Annotated in this window: 12 protein-coding genes, 1 pseudogene and 2 CRISPR repeat arrays; all 13 genes and pseudogenes read left to right on the top strand. The window is 42.2% G+C overall.

The window, feature by feature from the left end:
* The first annotated feature begins 11 nt into the window (after positions 1–11).
* The 13 genes and pseudogenes from cas5b to DESGI_RS02640 all read left to right on the top strand — a co-directional run bounded on the left by cas5b (position 12) and on the right by DESGI_RS02640 (position 17,593).
* Positions 12–752, top strand: coding sequence for a type I-B CRISPR-associated protein Cas5b (gene cas5b / locus DESGI_RS02590; RefSeq protein ID WP_006523429.1), 741 nt, complete (start codon positions 12–14; stop codon positions 750–752).
* An 84-nt stretch (positions 753–836) separates the two neighbouring features.
* Positions 837–3,221, top strand: coding sequence for a CRISPR-associated helicase/endonuclease Cas3 (locus tag DESGI_RS02595; protein WP_006523428.1), 2,385 nt, complete (start codon positions 837–839; stop codon positions 3,219–3,221).
* On the top strand, positions 3,221–3,706 hold the full coding sequence (locus DESGI_RS02600) for a CRISPR-associated protein Cas4 (protein ID WP_006523427.1): 486 nt from the start codon (positions 3,221–3,223) through the stop codon (positions 3,704–3,706). The genes DESGI_RS02595 and DESGI_RS02600 overlap by 1 nt, the downstream gene beginning before the upstream one ends.
* Before the next feature lie 15 nt (positions 3,707–3,721).
* Positions 3,722–4,729, top strand: a complete 1,008-nt coding sequence (cas1b, locus tag DESGI_RS02605; RefSeq protein WP_015617906.1) for a type I-B CRISPR-associated endonuclease Cas1b — start codon at positions 3,722–3,724, stop codon at positions 4,727–4,729.
* Positions 4,726–5,010, top strand: coding sequence for a CRISPR-associated endonuclease Cas2 (cas2, locus tag DESGI_RS02610; protein WP_006523425.1), 285 nt, complete (start codon positions 4,726–4,728; stop codon positions 5,008–5,010). The genes cas1b and cas2 overlap by 4 nt, the downstream gene beginning before the upstream one ends.
* 178 nt (positions 5,011–5,188) lie before the next feature.
* Positions 5,189–10,141: direct repeats of the CRISPR family, unit length 30 nt; unit sequence GTGGAACCAACACATTTGATGTATTGAAAT.
* A 161-nt stretch (positions 10,142–10,302) separates the two neighbouring features.
* On the top strand, positions 10,303–10,866 hold the full coding sequence (locus DESGI_RS22835) for a DUF6431 domain-containing protein (protein ID WP_006523421.1): 564 nt from the start codon (positions 10,303–10,305) through the stop codon (positions 10,864–10,866).
* 103 nt (positions 10,867–10,969) lie between these two features.
* Positions 10,970–12,229: a DDE-type integrase/transposase/recombinase gene (locus tag DESGI_RS02620; protein ID WP_041285143.1), complete on the top strand. Its 1,260-nt coding sequence runs from the start codon at positions 10,970–10,972 to the stop codon at positions 12,227–12,229.
* The gene (locus DESGI_RS02625; RefSeq protein WP_015617907.1) at positions 12,222–13,022 is read left to right on the top strand and encodes an ExeA family protein; all 801 of its coding nucleotides are present in this window, start codon (positions 12,222–12,224) and stop codon (positions 13,020–13,022) included. The genes DESGI_RS02620 and DESGI_RS02625 overlap by 8 nt, the downstream gene beginning before the upstream one ends.
* Before the next feature lie 7 nt (positions 13,023–13,029).
* On the top strand, positions 13,030–13,266 hold the full coding sequence (locus DESGI_RS26375; RefSeq protein WP_083939749.1) for a DUF5348 domain-containing protein: 237 nt from the start codon (positions 13,030–13,032) through the stop codon (positions 13,264–13,266).
* Between the two features lie 222 nt (positions 13,267–13,488).
* Positions 13,489–14,240: a CRISPR direct-repeat array (repeat unit 30 nt; unit sequence GTGGAACCAACACATTTGATGTATTGAAAT).
* A 169-nt stretch (positions 14,241–14,409) separates the two neighbouring features.
* Positions 14,410–14,580 carry a hypothetical protein gene (locus DESGI_RS24280; protein ID WP_006524054.1) on the top strand — a complete coding sequence of 57 codons (171 nt, stop codon included), beginning with the start codon at positions 14,410–14,412 and terminating at the stop codon, positions 14,578–14,580.
* Positions 14,581–14,656: 76 nt separating this feature from the next.
* A pseudogene (locus tag DESGI_RS02630) lies at positions 14,657–15,403 on the top strand (reverse transcriptase domain-containing protein); the annotation flags it as partial.
* A gap of 188 nt (positions 15,404–15,591) precedes the next feature.
* Positions 15,592–16,473 (top strand): tyrosine-type recombinase/integrase, encoded by an 882-nt coding sequence (locus DESGI_RS02635; protein WP_006524052.1) that lies wholly within the window; start codon positions 15,592–15,594, stop codon positions 16,471–16,473.
* A complete protein-coding gene (locus DESGI_RS02640; protein WP_006524051.1) occupies positions 16,466–17,593 on the top strand; it encodes an IS91 family transposase in 1,128 nt (375 codons plus the stop codon). The genes DESGI_RS02635 and DESGI_RS02640 overlap by 8 nt, the downstream gene beginning before the upstream one ends.
* Positions 17,594–18,095: the final 502 nt, after the last annotated feature.

Here is an 18,095-nt window from a genome sequence, read left to right on the forward strand (position 1 = left end):
AGGTGGAGACGATGAAAAGTCTGTGCTTCACTCTTTCCGGCCCGGCGGCTTGCTTCCGGCAGCCCGACGTGAACACCCAGGTTTATTTTACCTATAACAATATTCACAAAGTCGCCTTGCTGGGGCTCTTGGGAGCGGTTTTAGGCTTGAGTGGTTACCGCAATGCCAAACTCCACGGACAGGAAGAGCGAGTCTTTCCGGAATTCTACGAGGTGCTTTCTTCCCTGCTAGTATCTGTAGTCCCCAATGGTAAAAACGGATATTTTACTAAGAAGATACAATACTTCAACAACAGTGTGGGATATGCTTCTAAGGAAAAAGGCGGTAATTTGCAGGTGCGGGAGCAATGGCTGGAAAATCCGAGTTGGACGATTTTCCTGGCCCAGCATAATCTGGATGATGTTGTCTGGGACAAGCTTTGCAGCAATCTGCTGCAGGGGCAATGCGTTTATATTCCCTATTTAGGCCGCAATGATTTTCCAGCCCAAATCGAGGATGTGCTTATGGTGGAGCTTTCTCCTTCAAGACAGTCCCGTATTGATTCGCTGTTTTTGTACGAAGGGGATCTCAAAGCTCTGGATGGAGGCGGACCTTCCCGGTATTTATTTGTGGAAACGGCTCCGATCGGTTTGGTACCAAACTATAATTTTTATGAATTTAGGCGTTATGTTTTTACCAATGGTACCATCCCCGAAGCGGCGCTGCCCTCCTTTCTCTATACGGACGGGGATCGACAGTATTGCTTCTATTAAATTACAGTGAATTACAGCGAATTACAGTGCAGAGAAGTCGAATCGGTTTCGGCTTCCTGTTTGCCTTAATTCGGAGGTTGGCCCATGAAAAAGATTAAATTGATTACCCCGGTGTTGTTGCAAGATGCTCGTTATCTGGCCCATACCAGGAAAACCGGCGGCATCAGGGAAACGGAAACCCTGTTGGCCCATTCCGAACTAACGCTGCGCTATTACGAGGTGTATTGCGAGCAGAAAAGAATGGGCGAAATTATCCAAAGATTGATTGCCGCCTGTGGTTTTCGGGGAGAAGAAGCACAAACAGTCTATCTAATGTTTCTATATGCCATTTATTTGCATGATGCGGGAAAAATCAATCCCCGCTATCAATACGAGGTGTTGGAAAACGCATCGTTTGGAGCCGATCGCAGACAGGCAAGAAATACCCATCATGCCCTGGCTTCCGCTTATATTTATATTGATCATATGTACAAGATCCTGCTTAATAATCCATCGGAGGCCGTACAAAAATGCCTGGCAGCCTTTGCCTATTGTATCTGTAGACACCACGGAAAATTAGATAACGGACATGATTTTTCTAACCTAGAAACCTGGGATGAAAAATATTACCAAAGCGAACTGGACGGCAGTATTTTTGAGTATGTCCGCTATTATATGCAGGAGTCTGGAGTGGTTGAACAGCCGCTCAGCTTCTATATCCTGTGCCGATTGCTATACGCTTTAATTACAGGCTGCGATTACTGTGCCACACAGGAGTTTATGACAGGCCACTCCATGCGGCCTGCGGTAATTCAAAATGGCGGTGAAAATTTAAAGCGGTGCTACGATGGCAGCGCTATCTGCCGGAGCATTCGTCAATACCAGAAAGATCCCGCAGCCTTTAGTGGAAATCCGATCAATGCCCTGCGCAATCAATTATTTTTAGAAACTGAGCAGAACTTGCTGGCCCGGCGAGATGCCCATATATATTACCTGGAAGCACCTACGGGGGCTGGAAAAACCAATATGGCTATCAACCTTGCCCTGCGTGTTTTGGAGATGGATTCCAAGATAAATAATGTCTTTTACATTTTCCCCTTTAATACCCTGGTGGAACAGACCAGAAAAACCATGCATCCTTTTTTTGGTGATCAATTGGTGGTAATCAACTCCATCACGCCGGTTGTGATGGGTAGAGACGACCGCAAAGATAATTATGAGGTGGCCTGGCTGGATCATATTTTTAACAATTATCCAATTGTCTTGACTTCTCATATTAACTTTTTCAATGCTTTGTTTGGCTGTGGGCGTGAGCAGTGCTTTCCTTTGCTCAAACTATGCAACAGTGTGGTGATCCTTGATGAAATCCAAAGTTATAAAAATAGCATTTGGCGGGAGATAATTAGTTTCCTGCAGAGTTATGCTCAACAGCTGCACATTAAAATCATCATGATGTCGGCTACGCTGCCGCAGCTGGATCAAATGCTTAGGACGGTGGACGCACAATTTGCCACACTGGTGGAAGATCCGCAAAGGTATTACAGGCACCCGCTCTTCCAAGGAAGAGTTCGGCTGGATTTTTCTCTGTTGGAAAAAGGGAAGATTACTCTGGAGGAATTGAAAGAAGAAGTTTTGCGTTTCCAGGGTAAACGAGTACTGGTGGAATTCATCAAGAAAAGGACAGCCAGGGAATTTTACGAGCTTTGCAAAGAAGCGTGTAATGTTGTTTTGCTTACGGGTGACGACAATGTTGCCAGGAGGGATCAGGTCATCCGGCGGATCGACAGCGGTGAGAAACTGATTCTCATCGCCACTCAGGTCATCGAAGCAGGTGTCAACATTGATATGGAAACCGGTTTTAAAGATATCTCTCTTCCCGATGCCGAAGAACAATTTTTGGGAAGGATCAATAGGTCATGTCTGAATGTCGGAGGTGCTGTTGCTTACTTTTTTGATTTGGATGATGCATCGTTTATTTACAGGGGGGATGCCAGGCTGAGCTATTCTATCCAGGATCCTGCCATACGGCAAAATCTTCAGAAAAAACAATTTGGCGAAATTTACGTCCGGGTTTTTTCAGATCTAATTGCTCAAACAAGTAAAGCCAATGAGAAAAACCTGGCTAATCTTGATGAGAATTGTGCACAGTTTAATTGTAAGAAAATAGAAGAGCAAATGCGCTTAATTGATCGTAACTGGCAGCTTTTTATCCCTTATGTCTGGGAGGACTTGGACGGATATCAGGTGTGGGAGGAATTCAAGGCTTTAAGCGGCAATCGGGAAATGGGCTACGCTCAGCGTATGGTGGAGTATTCCAGATTGGCACTAAAAATGTCCTACTTTACCTTTTCGGTATTCCGGGACAAAATTCCCGCCGGTGCCGAGGAATATGGCGGCTATTATTTTATTGATGGCGGGGAGCGTTTCGTCGAAGATGGGGTTTTGGACAGAGAAGCGTTGGAAAAATATTATGGAGGGATATTTTTATAATGCTGACCGGAACGGTAGTCAATTATTATACGCATTGCCAAAGGCAGTGCTGGTTGTTTTACCACAATTTAAATCTGGAGGACAATTCGGAAGATGTACGGATTGGCAAGGTACTGCATGAACTAAAAAAGCAGGGAAAAGAAGAGATAGCACTGGACGGTATCAAGCTAGATAAATTAACGGCGGAATATGTTACAGAAATCAAAAAATCTGATGCCGATCTGGCAGCGGCCAAGGCTCAATTAGAGTTTTATCTCGTTGTTTTGCACGATAAAGGAATTATACGCAAGGGGCGTTTGGAATGCCTGGAAAAAAACAAACAAAGCAAAAGCGTTCATACTTTGATGCTGACGGAAGGAGAGATAGAGGAACGCAAGGTCCAATACCGCCAGATAGAGGAATTTTTAAATCGAGAGCTGCCGCCGCCTCCTATCCGGAAGCCGATTTGTAAAAAATGTGCATATTACGAATACTGTTTCATCTAAAGGGAGGGATGGAGGATAGGTAAGAGCAGTGATACCCGATATATTTTTTCAACCGGAGATTTGTATCAGAAGGATTTTTCAATTGTGTTCCGCAAAGAAGACGGTAATTTTTATCTCCCCATTAAGGATACGCGGGAGCTGTATTGTTTTAATGAAATCACCCTAAGTACAAAATTGCTTCAACTTTTAGCTAAAGTAGGCATTGTGGTGCATTTCTTTGGTTATTATGAAAATTACATCGGGACATTTTATCCCAAAGAACAATTATTGAGCGGGAGGCTGACGGTTGCTCAGGCTTTGGCTTATGAGCAAAACAGGTTAAAGATTGCCGGGCCGATTGTTAAAGGGATTGCTAAAAATATTCACTTTGTGCTGTACCATTACTACCGGCATGGGAAAAGTGAGCTAAAAGATTATCTGGACTGGCTGCGCAAAGATGTTTCGCGCCTTGCCGATGCTGTCGGCGATATTAAACAGTTGCTGCGTATTGAAGGGGAAATTTGGGCTCGATTTTATCAGACTTTTCGGTTAATCCTGCCCGAGTCTTTTGCCATGAACAAGAGGGTAAAACGTCCGCCTGACAATCCCATTAATGCCCTGATATCTTTTGGTAATACCTTGTTGTACACAAAAACAATTACGGAAATTTACCATACCCACTTGAATCAAACTATTTCTTTTCTGCACGAACCTGCAGAGAGACGTTTTTCTTTAAGCTTGGATTTATCGGAAGTATTTAAACCGGTATTAGTTTATAAAACTATTTTTGATTGTGTAAACAACCGTAAAATTACAGTGGAAAAGCATTTTGATAAAAAGCTGAATTACGCCTTGCTAAACGAGATTGGACGCAAAACGTTTATTGAAGCCTTTGAAGAACGGCTGAACCAAACGTTTGAACATCAAACCTTAAAAAGGAGGTGTAGCTATAAACAAGCTATTCGGTTAGACGGATACAAGTTAATTAAGCATATTTTGGAAGGGAAAAACTTCGTTCCTTTCTGCATGGAGGATAAAAAGTGAACAAGCCAAATTATAATTATGCAATTGTTTTTTACGATGTGGGCGAGAAACGGGTTGCTAAAATATTTAAAATTTGCAAACAATATCTGAAACATTATCAAAAATCTGTATTCAGGGGACACATTACCCCGGGAAACTATCTGGAACTTAAAGGGAAATTAAAGAAGGCTATTGATCCAGACCATGACTTTGTAACCTTTATTCAAACTATAAGCGAGTCTTCTTTCCACGAAGAAAGTATTGGGAATACGGGAGTTAACCCGGAGTCAATTATTATTTGATTTTTTCCAAGTGAGATTATAGAGTTATAATGTTAAGTGTTTGAAAGTAGTGGGGAAGAGGTTCTTTGGATTATATTTATTCTGAAAGTGGGGATCACTTGGAAAAATGAGTGCGAAAGCCTGATATAATGCCCCTTAGAGGATTGTTTATAAGGCAGAAAATATCCAATTTGTCTTGGTGGAACCAACACATTTGATGTATTGAAATCGATATGTAGCATAATATACTTAACGTATTATATTAGTGGAACCAACACATTTGATGTATTGAAATTTCTAGCCACAGCCACGGATCCACCGCGGCTTTCGTGGAACCAACACATTTGATGTATTGAAATAGGGCTAAAAAGCCCCAGAGATTTACCCTCCCCCTCGTGGAACCAACACATTTGATGTATTGAAATATGTTGCGTGGGTGGTAAAGAAGAACAAAACAATGCGTGGAACCAACACATTTGATGTATTGAAATATCTGCCACTGTGCCCTTGTGTACTCTTGCTTGGTTGTGGAACCAACACATTTGATGTATTGAAATATCAACATTGCTCACTTCCCCCTATTGAAAAATAAAGTGGAACCAACACATTTGATGTATTGAAATCTTTTTAAACAGTTTTTCATCTAGTTGCCTGGCCACGTGGAACCAACACATTTGATGTATTGAAATAAGTAAAACCATGCTCTCGTAAAGTGTCCGGTACAAGTGGAACCAACACATTTGATGTATTGAAATAGTGAGGGAGGTGCGATATTTGGAGAGGCCGATTTGTGGAACCAACACATTTGATGTATTGAAATCTTGGTAGTTAACTGTTTGCAGGTAGTTTTTTAGAGTGGAACCAACACATTTGATGTATTGAAATATTACACCGTGGGATGATTATTGCAGCGCATTGGCCAGTGGAACCAACACATTTGATGTATTGAAATTCATTACCCCCGTTACCCTTCCTTGGCCTCCCCCGCCGTGGAACCAACACATTTGATGTATTGAAATTTTTTTAGGTCTTCTTTGATGGAGACAACCAATGCGTGGAACCAACACATTTGATGTATTGAAATAATTTTGTACCCCAGATAATGCGCTCCAGCGCCCTGTGGAACCAACACATTTGATGTATTGAAATATATAACAAGTGGTCGGCTTTATCTGCGCAATGCACGTGGAACCAACACATTTGATGTATTGAAATTTGGTTCTTATTGGCATTCTCATTCTGAATATCTCCTGTGGAACCAACACATTTGATGTATTGAAATATGCTTATCGTAGCGGTGCCATTTATGGGAACGGTGTGGAACCAACACATTTGATGTATTGAAATGACTTACAGGCGGCCGGACCCAACTACCTGGAGAGTGGAACCAACACATTTGATGTATTGAAATCCTTGCCGTCCTTGGCCGGTGGAGCTATGCTGTACGTGGAACCAACACATTTGATGTATTGAAATACGAAATAGGATTCAGGGTAGACGTTGGTGGCCTTGTGGAACCAACACATTTGATGTATTGAAATATGTTTATATCACTGTCTCCGGAAGCGGTGTAAAAGGTGGAACCAACACATTTGATGTATTGAAATTCGGTATAAATCAGGGTGTTTTCCCGAGTAAGCGTACGTGGAACCAACACATTTGATGTATTGAAATCATTCATCTTTCCACATAAGCTCTCTCGCATCCTGTGTGGAACCAACACATTTGATGTATTGAAATACGTTGATATAACCGAAAAGGACCGTGAGCGGTAGTGGAACCAACACATTTGATGTATTGAAATTTGTGACGCTCTTTGTAATAATGGCAGCGTGGGCAGGTGGAACCAACACATTTGATGTATTGAAATATCTTTCCAACCCGGCACCATTGATTTGCCTTTAAGTGGAACCAACACATTTGATGTATTGAAATAAGTTTGACCCCGCACTCACTAAGACATACGCATACGTGGAACCAACACATTTGATGTATTGAAATATCTTTGATTTACCCATCACCCGACCTGCCTTTCCGTGGAACCAACACATTTGATGTATTGAAATTATTTCTGATTCCAGCTTGCTTCGGCTGGAAAGTGTGGAACCAACACATTTGATGTATTGAAATATGCCATAGACTTTTTTAATAGCTTCATAAATAACGTGGAACCAACACATTTGATGTATTGAAATCATCACCGCAGGCCAATTTCCAGGCTGTCTGTCATGTGGAACCAACACATTTGATGTATTGAAATACCGTTACTCCAATCCTGGCGAGGTAGTATATGATCGTGGAACCAACACATTTGATGTATTGAAATCTGGTTCACTCTGTAAATAGCGGTAAACTCTGTGTAGTGGAACCAACACATTTGATGTATTGAAATCTACCCCCGCCCCCTCTCGTCTAACTCAGCTAAGGCGTGGAACCAACACATTTGATGTATTGAAATTTTAATGCCCGAGCACTGGCCGCCCCGCGTTCCCGGTGGAACCAACACATTTGATGTATTGAAATATAGCACGATCAAATACCCACAGGCCGAGGTTATAGTGGAACCAACACATTTGATGTATTGAAATCTGCCTATTCGGGAGATTTACCGTATTTGGGGAAGAGTGGAACCAACACATTTGATGTATTGAAATAACAACGTCGGCCCAAAGTCACACCTGTCTATAGCGTGGAACCAACACATTTGATGTATTGAAATTTTCGAAGAATAGTTTAATAGCCTGGATGTTCCCAGTGGAACCAACACATTTGATGTATTGAAATCAGAATTAAGTGGGGCGTGTTTGAGAAGTTGGAGTTGTGGAACCAACACATTTGATGTATTGAAATTGTGAAGATTATTAACCTGATTGGTTGTGTCGATGGTGGAACCAACACATTTGATGTATTGAAATGTGGGGGGATGAACACCTGCTTGCCGATGCCCTGGTGGAACCAACACATTTGATGTATTGAAATAAAAATTGGAGGTGCGGTAAATGTTAAAAGTGGTTACGTGGAACCAACACATTTGATGTATTGAAATAACTCCAAAACAAGGAAATGACAGGCAAGCAATTCTCGTGGAACCAACACATTTGATGTATTGAAATCGAGAATGTACCAGATGAATTTATTGTGCAGGTAAGTGGAACCAACACATTTGATGTATTGAAATAGCTCAACCACTGGTAACGTGACCGGTATTTTTGATGTGGAACCAACACATTTGATGTATTGAAATTCGTAACGATGACACCCAGTGGCTCGGTCATGTCCACGTGGAACCAACACATTTGATGTATTGAAATACCAGCAGAAGGCGGACATATCAAACCAGCGTGAGGTGGAACCAACACATTTGATGTATTGAAATAAATCAAGGCGTTACTACTATGATTATGAAGCCATTGTGGAACCAACACATTTGATGTATTGAAATATGGGCAGAAACACCCAATAAATCCAAAGGCAGGCGTGGAACCAACAAATTTGATGTATTGAAATAACATAAGGTTTATGTGATGGGAGGTGAGAAAATGTGTGGAACCAACACATTTGATGTATTGAAATTAAAACAAGCCCGACGGTTTGTCAGGTGGGAAGTTTGTGGAACCAACACATTTGATGTATTGAAATATTCAATATCCCCTTACCTTACCGTCCATCCAAGCAGTGGAACCAACACATTTGATGTATTGAAATCTATAAAATAGGGAGGATCAGTATGTTTAACATTGAGTGGAACCAACACATTTGATGTATTGAAATGAGTACATCCGCGTGGCCCTGGTGGGCTGCACTCTGGTGGAACCAACACATTTGATGTATTGAAATGTTGCCGAATATAGCGCAAGTATTAGTAAGGTATAGTGGAACCAACACATTTGATGTATTGAAATTGGACAGGATGATGTTGATTGTGGCGATGACCAGTGCGTGGAACCAACACATTTGATGTATTGAAATCCTAGTTGATGGAAAGATCGTTCCATTCAACTCTAACGTGGAACCAACACATTTGATGTATTGAAATATGGACTACAAAATTTTCTACTACGAGATTTCACGTGGAACCAACACATTTGATGTATTGAAATTAAATAAGGCCTTCGGCAACTACCCAAAGGCCAGTAGTGGAACCAACACATTTGATGTATTGAAATCCGAAATTAATGCTGTTATGTCTCCCAAAATGTTTGTGGAACCAACACATTTGATGTATTGAAATAACTGATTCTATGGTATCTCTTAATGTGGATCTTGCGTGGAACCAACACATTTGATGTATTGAAATGGCGATAGGCAAATGTGTACATTTTGTGAAAATCGAGTGGAACCAACACATTTGATGTATTGAAATAGAAGTGGGAGCAGCATAATTACCTAGTGGAGAAAGTGGAACCAACACATTTGATGTATTGAAATCTGTCGTACTTGGTTCTTGCCATTTCTGAACCTTATGTGGAACCAACACATTTGATGTATTGAAATATGCAGGTTAAATCCTCAACTCCGGAAGGTACTGACGTGGAACCAACACATTTGATGTATTGAAATATTTCAACCTGGTTATTACCGATTGTCGATATCTAAGTGGAACCAACACATTTGATGTATTGAAATCCACCTTTCAGCCGACTGGAGGATATCGCTAATTAGTGGAACCAACACATTTGATGTATTGAAATTACCATAGCCATCGCATGTCTGTTAAATGGTGATTACGTGGAACCAACACATTTGATGTATTGAAATTTGCTAGTAAAAGCGAATGCGCTTTTATTTTTTACATGTGGAACCAACACATTTGATGTATTGAAATAGTTCACGTATTCCAGATTTCACACGGGTCATTTTGTGGAACCAACACATTTGATGTATTGAAATAGTAGATTGGCATGAGCTTCGGGCCTGTGACTATGGGTGGAACCAACACATTTGATGTATTGAAATATATCTGGGCGTCTGTCTGCAAAATGAGGGCGACGTGGAACCAACACATTTGATGTATTGAAATTTTATTGCATTTTTTATTATCAGTGTTTTCATAATTGTGGAACCAACACATTTGATGTATTGAAATAAATATCCGGCCGCATCCAGAACATCTTCAACGCCCGTGGAACCAACACATTTGATGTATTGAAATGCCTCTAATCTGCTCTTGAGCTGGGTCCCCTTGTAGTGGTGTAAATAAGCGCATTGTTTCCGCATGAAACAGGCGCTTATTTGCACATTGGAACAGATTGTCTCTATTTTAATGCCGCTGAAATTTGCTAAACTTTTTGCAGATTACAGCGGAGGTTTTTTATGATTTATTACCATAATTTCTTAGTGGATGTAGCCAAATATGCAGAGCTTGGAAAAGCCAATGAATTTCCTGAATTGGACTGCTGTCCGATGTGCCGGGCAAAAATACGTCTGAAACGCCATGGATTTTATAAGCGAAACGCCATCGAATCGGGAGCGGAGATATATCGAATCCCCATTTGCCGTCTGATTTGCCCAGACTGCGGTAAAACCATTTCCATTTTACCAACCTTTCTTCTCCCATATTTCCAACATACGATGGACTTTATCATCCGTATCCTGCTTACCTCCTGGATTGCCTATCGTCTTCTATGTTCACGGCAACTGCGTCGATTTTATGAAAAACGTGCCTACGGTAAACTAACTGAGATTGAGCTTTTTATCAGGGAGCAGGGAAACCGCAAGGCGTTGCCGGATGCGTTAAAAGAAAAAGCCATAAAAATGCTTCAGATGATCCAAGCTTTGGGGAAAGCGACCTTCGTCAGAAGGTGGTGGGGTCATCGGATTAGCAGTTTTATGGCACATTCATTGTACCACGGTGCGCGCGTGGTGAAAACCATATAACGTTACCACATACTTTTTTCGTCGCCTTATCCATGGGGGTGCCATTATAATGAAGATAATGGTTAGCCGGCTAGCCTACCCGTCACAAGGAGGCTATAACCAAGTGGATGAAAGCATAAGAGAGAAGATTGCGTTGTTTCGTTATGGGATAATTGCACCGTTATTGAATGAGCAAGTGGATCGGGAGGCTTATTTGGCCGAGCAATCCGCCAAAAAACATGAAGTGCCGCATTACGGGGAAAGGACCTATGCTGCCAAGACGATTCTTGAATGGCTTTTGCTTTACCGCAGGCAGGGTTTCGATGGCCTAAAACCGGCCCGACGCAGTGATCGAGGTCAGCTGCGCACTCTTTCGTCTGATCAACAAGACTATGTACTGGCGCTGCGCAAAGAGCGGCTTTGGATGCCTGTTACTGTTTTCTATGATCAATTGATTGAACAGGGTGAGGTGTTTCCCAAAGAGGTCTCTTACTCTACAATTCACCGTTTCCTTAAAAAGCAGGGCTTGCTGGGTAAAGAAACGCCAAAAACACCGGAGCGCAAGCGGTTTGCCCACGCTAAGGTGAATGCACTCTGGCAAACCGATGCAAGTGAAGGACCGCGCCTTCGCATCGGAGGGAAAGTGGTCCGTACCTACCTGATTGCTTTCATTGATGACTGCTCCAGGCTCGTACCCTATGCGATGTTTGTACCATCTGAAAAATTTGATGGGTTACGTATGGTGATGAAAGAGGCATTGATCCGGCGCGGTATTCCAAAGATGGTATATACAGATAATGGAAAAATCTTTCGTTCCCAGATTATGCAATTTGCTTGTGCTTCTCTGGGGATTCAACTATTACATACCCAAGCCTATGATCCCCAGGCCAAGGGTAAAATAGAACGTATGTTTCGCACGTGCAAAACCAGGTTCTACACGCTGCTCAAAGCAAGTCCGGTCTCCTCGCTGGATGAGCTTAATGAGCGATTCTGGAGATGGCTTGAGGAAGATTACCACCGCAAACCACATGCCTCGCTGGATGGCCGGATGCCGCTAGAAGTGTATTTGTCACAAGTGGACAGTATTCGCACCGTAGATGACCCCTTAGCACTCGATTCCGTATTTCTCAAGCGCGCTTTTCGCAAGGTCAAACATGATGCCACCTTTTCCCTTGAAAATCGACTGTATGAGGTACCCGATATTTTTGCGGGACAGAAAGTGGAGCTGCGTTATGACGAAAGCGGCGTTCATCTTTATGAGGATGGCAAAGTAGTTGCTCAAGCTGTGGAAGTCAGCTTCCACGACAACGCTCATGTGAAGCGCCAGCGTTCTTCCTTATCTTTTAAAGAACTGCATGCGAAGGAGGGTGGGGACGGTGTATAAAGCTTTTTATTCCCTGGCCGCCGCCCCGTTCTCCAAGGAGTTGAAGGTGTCCGATGCCTATGTTTCTACGCCGCATCAGGAAGCGCTAGGGTGCTTGAATTACATGAAACAGGTGCGCGGCATGGGACTTTTCGTTGGTGAACCAGGAGCCGGGAAAACTTATGCGCTGCGTGTATTTACTGATTCATTGAACAAATCGCTGTACAAAGTTGTCTACTTTCCACTCTCTACAGGATCGGTGAACGACTTTTACCGGGGACTGGCCTTCGGCCTTGGAGAGGAACCGAAAAATCGCAAGGTCGATTTATTTCGCCAGATTCAACAAACGATTACGGTTTTGTTTCACGAGCGGAAGGTCACGCCGGTTTTTATTCTGGATGAAATGCAGATGGCCAAGGATGTTTTCCTGAGTGATTTAAATTTGCTATTCAACTTCCAAATGGACTCGCACAACCCATTTATTCTGCTGCTTTGTGGTTTGCCTTATTTGCGGGACCGGATGGCGCTGAACCATAACCGTCCGCTCGCCCAGCGGCTGCTCTTAAGTCACCATATTGAACCGCTGGACAAGGAGGAGGTCAAAGGGTATGTGCTACACCACATGACCCTTGCCGGAGCCAAGCATCCCATCTTTACCGATGCGGCTTTCGAAGCGATTGCCGCTTGCACCCAAGGTTATCCCCGGCTGATCAACAAACTGGGGACCCACGCCTTGCTGCACGGCTATATGAGGAAAGCCGAACAGATTGATGCTGAGACCATCCGCATCGCAGCGCAAGAGAATGGGATGTGATACCCACATGATACCACGGAAACGAGATGGGCGAATCTTGTACAATGTCAAAACCGACCGCTGGGACGTTTGGGATGTTTATTCTAAGCCAGTTGCTTTACATTGCGGAGAGTGCTTCGAGATAAAGCTTGGAGACCACTTTCTGTCCTGCCGGATCGAGATGGACTCTGAGTGGGTTATATACCTTAGCAATACCCGGTTCCACTTGCATCCAAAGGTGAGTTATTGGATTCGGGTGGAATAAATATACTATACCTTGATCTTGTTACGAGGACAAGTCCCTCAAGCAGTCAGTTATTTCCTGGCTGCTTATTTTATGGTAAAAACAGCTGCCGAAATACCGTGATTATGTGATAATTTTAGTTCGACTATGCTTGATTAATGTGCAAAACATTGGTTTACCCCCCATTTTTCTGCTGCTCTATTTTGCAAATGAGGTGCCGGTTTAATTTGCCAATTCACAGTAGTGGAACCAACACATTTGATGTATTGAAATCGTCAATGGGAGCTATCGGCTCAACCGGCTCATTTTGTGGAACCAACACATTTGATGTATTGAAATTGTTCAAAAACAACCTGATCAACTGACTGTCTGCCAGTGGAACCAACACATTTGATGTATTGAAATACCCAAATGATTACCTGCTTAAACTGGTTCAGCCATGTGGAACCAACACATTTGATGTATTGAAATATTTATACAAGAGAGTGGGTTATTACTAGGTCCTTGGTGGAACCAACACATTTGATGTATTGAAATAGCAGCTAATGAATTTGCAAATCGGCCAGCGCTGACGTGGAACCAACACATTTGATGTATTGAAATAATATCTTGGCCCTTCTTGCCTCGCTTGCATCAAGTGGAACCAACACATTTGATGTATTGAAATTTTTGCAACGGACATAAATTGTTGCAGTCCGGTGTGGGTGGAACCAACACATTTGATGTATTGAAATACGTTACCTTGACGTGCCGCAGGTTAGTATTATTCCGTGGAACCAACACATTTGATGTATTGAAATAAATAGAACGCTTTTCCGCACTCCGGGCAGCATGGGTGGAACCAACACATTTGATGTATTGAAATTTCAAGTCTCTGGTGGAACTCCCCGAGTTTGAACGTGGAACCAACACATTTGATGTATTGAAATAGGGACACAATGCTATTCGCACGTTGCGTATTACAAGTGGAACCAACACATTTGATGTATTGAAATGTGTAGATGATGGTGCGCCCGGCATGGGCGCAGTCTAACGGGTGAAAGTCCCGAGTGCGGGTTGATAGTGCCAAGCACATAGCCAAAGGCAAGGGTGTCCATCGCGAGGTGGAATCTGAAGGAAGCCGGAGGCAAACTTCTGGTCTGACGAACAGGAATCACATTAGGCATGTGTAGGCTGGGTAAGGTTGCCATACAAACTGAAGCCCAAAACTATCCGGAAGCCTACGGTGTAGATGTGGCAGATAGATGGAAGGAAAGACTGCGTTCTTACCCGGGGAGGTCTCATGGACGTGAGGAGATGAATTTCAAATCACGGTTGAAACAAGATTTGTCATGAGAAGTCAGCCGAGGCCATAGTACCCGATGAAGTCTACGTCACCGGGGAAGGGCTGAACCTTAGGAGGTGATAGTAAATGAATGTTACCAAGAAAGGAGCAAAGTGCAGCCAACTTCCAACAGGCGGCAGCCGTATGGAAGGCTCACCGCAAAAGAATAGTGCGGAACACAAAGGATATGCGGGAGCGCACAATCCTTTAAGGATAACTGAAAACAACATCACCAATGCAGACATGTCGAAGGAGAGACTGCTAGAGGAAATTGTGGACAGAAGCAACATGAACAAAGCCTACAAGAGAGTTAAGTCCAACAAAGGTGCTCACGGAATCGATGGGATGGGAGTAGATAAACTTCTACAATACCTCAAAGAAAACGGAGGCCAACTCAGGCAATCAATTCTGGATGGAAAATATTGTCCTAATCCTGTTAGAAGGGTAGAAATACCAAAAGAAGACGGGAAGAAGAAAAGAAAACTAGGAATACCTACGGTGGTGGACCGCGTAGTACAACAGGCAATAGCCCAAGTACTAACCCCGATATGCGAGAAGCAGTTTTCGGACAACAGTTACGGATTTCGACCCGGACGAAGTGCTCATGATGCAATCAGGAAATGCCGAGACAACATAAGCGAAGGATATAACTATGTTGTGGACATGGATCTGGAAAAATACTTTGATACAGTTAATCAAAGTAAACTGGTAGAAGTATTATCCAGGACGATAAAAGATGGACGTGTAATATCGTTAATCCACAAATATCTAAGAGCAGGGGTAATTATTAAGCACAAGTTCGAAGAAACGAAGGTCGGTGTACCGCAGGGGGGCTTATGCTAAGCTTTGCATATTCCACCTTGGACAAAACCGCTAACGCGGTGGTAAAACCTTTGAGGTTCTTGAATAATCATCTGGCCCATTGCAATATTATAATAATGGTAATACTTTCTTTTGGTCTGTGAGTACCTTAAAATTGTTTTGCAGTTCTACTGCTAATGAATTTTAAGGAGAGTCACAGCATGGAAAATAAAGAACAGGTTTTACTACGGATGAAAAAAGACATTCTGCTTAGGGGACTGTCAAAAAACACACTTGAGAGTTATACATTAAATGCACGGATCTTTCTTGAATACTGCAACCGCCCGGTGGAACAGCTAAATGAATATGACATCCGCAACTTTTTATGGTATTTAATCAATGAAAAAAAAGCCTCGCCTGGAACTGTTAATACTTACAGTGCAGCTATACGCTTTCTCTTTGCCGTAACCCTTAATCGTACTCTTAATTATCTTCAGATTCCACGCCAGAAAAAACGTAAAACATTTCCGGAGGTCTTAACGAGAGAAGAAGTATTCTCAATCATCGAAAGCTGCAAAAATATTAAGCACAAAGCAATGCTGATGGTTGTATATAGCTCAGGTCTACGTGTAAGTGAAGCAGCAGCGCTCAAAATACAGCATATCGATTCAAAAAACATGCGAATATTTGTAGAAGATGGAAAAGGAGGCAAAGATCGTTACACCGTGCTTTCGGCAACCTGCCTTAGTGTCTTACGGGAGTACTGGAAGAGGTACCGCCCGAAAAATCCCGAAGGCTGGCTTTTTCTTGGAACGTATAACGTATCCCATATCACTACCAGAGGTATAGCGTTTGCTTTTAATGAAGCTGTAAAGAGAGCAAATATCACAAAAAACGTTTCCATCCATTCCCTGAGACATTCATTTGCAACACACTTGCTTGAGGACGGTGCCACTCTATTACAGATTAAGGAATTGCTCGGTCATACCAGTATAAAATCTACAACCATTTATGTACACCTTGCCAATGTAACCTCAGACATCAAAAGCCCTCTTGATAACTCTCCCGCATATCGTAGTTTAGAGGTTCCTTCAAATGCTTGAATTACAAGATATCTTTGCCCAACATGGGAAAACATATCGACTCAACCACAGCCTTTTACTAAATCAAGTGAAAGTTATGCGTGCCATTGAAAATTGTAGAACCTCAGCCTTAGGTGGTCATACAGATGAGTGTGATGAATGCGGTTTTATCCGTATTTCTTACAACTCCTGCCGTAATCGCCATTGTCCAAAGTGTCAAACTTTAAATAAAGAACGTTGGATTGAAGCTAGGAAAGATGATTTGCTTAATGTCGGTTATTTTCATGTTGTCTTTACTGTTCCTGATACTTTAAATCCTGTGGCTTATCAGAACCAGACAGTTGTTTACAACATTTTATTTAAGGCTGCCGCCGAAACCTTATCGGAACTTGCCGCTGACAAAAAATATTTAGGAGCACAAATAGGGTTTACAGAAATACTTCATACTTGGGGACAAAACCTTATGTACCACCCCCATATTCACTGTATTGTGCCAGGCGGTGGACTTAATTCTTGCGGTAAGTGGGTTAACTCAAGAAAGAAGTTTTTTATCCCGGTTAAGGTTTTGTCAAGAAAATTTAGAGGTAAATTTTTATATTATCTTAAACAAGCTAAGCTTGAATTTTATAGCTTAATTTCTTATTTACAAGATGATGGTATGTTTAATAATTTTATATCATCGCTTTATCAAAAAGAATGGATTGTCTACTGTAAGCCACCATTTAAAAATGCCGGCTGTGTAGTTGAGTATCTCGGACGTTATACTCATCGTGTTGCTATTTCTAATAGCCGTATATTAAAGCTTGAAGACGGTGTTGTTACATTTAAATGGCGTGACTATAAGGATAACAATAAGCAAAAAAATATGAATTTAACAGCCGATGAATTTATTCGCCGTTTTCTTATTCATGTACTACCCAATGGATTTACCAAAATACGACATTATGGGTTATTAAGTCCAAGAAACAAAGCTACAAAACTTAAACTTTGCAAAAAGCTTACAAATACCTCTATTAATGATAAACCAAAAGTAAAGCTATCTACACTTGATTTCTTAAAAAAGCTAACTGGTAGAGATTTTTCAATCTGTCCTTGTTGTGGTATTGGTCATCTCAGCAGAGCTTCGCCGGGGAAAATGTAACTACATAATGTTGCTAAAAAAATGCCTCTTTATTGGGGAGGGGGGACTTGTGTCTAATTTTTCGTTTGGAAGCTTATTCTTAGCTCTTTAGCATCCTCGTTTGCTAATAAATCGGTTAATAGTATGTAATGGAAATTTTTATTTCCCCATAGCCTAGTGACGAACCCCGCGGTTTCGTCCAATAGAATTATCCAAAGTCAGTCAGCTCACGTTATCTCGGAGAGCTTTTTTTGTTTGACTGACTTCGGATAATTCGCTATTCATTATGCAAAGTTAATGAATATGCAAAGTAAACCCAGCAAAACCTTGGGAACTCTACAATATCAAAAGGGGAGTGTAAATAATTCCGTGTAAATGGCTTGATCCCGCTATAAACTGGTTAAGCTAGTAATGGCTCTTTCCCGCTAGGAGGGTAAGGCTCTGCTGGAGAGCAACCTGAGCGCCTAACGGGGTTCTGCCGGGGATAGCAGAGGGGTAACCTGTTGCCCCTCATCCCTTACAT

Source organism: Desulfoscipio gibsoniae DSM 7213, assembly GCF_000233715.2.
Lineage (GTDB): Bacteria > Bacillota > Desulfotomaculia > Desulfotomaculales > Desulfallaceae > Sporotomaculum > Sporotomaculum gibsoniae.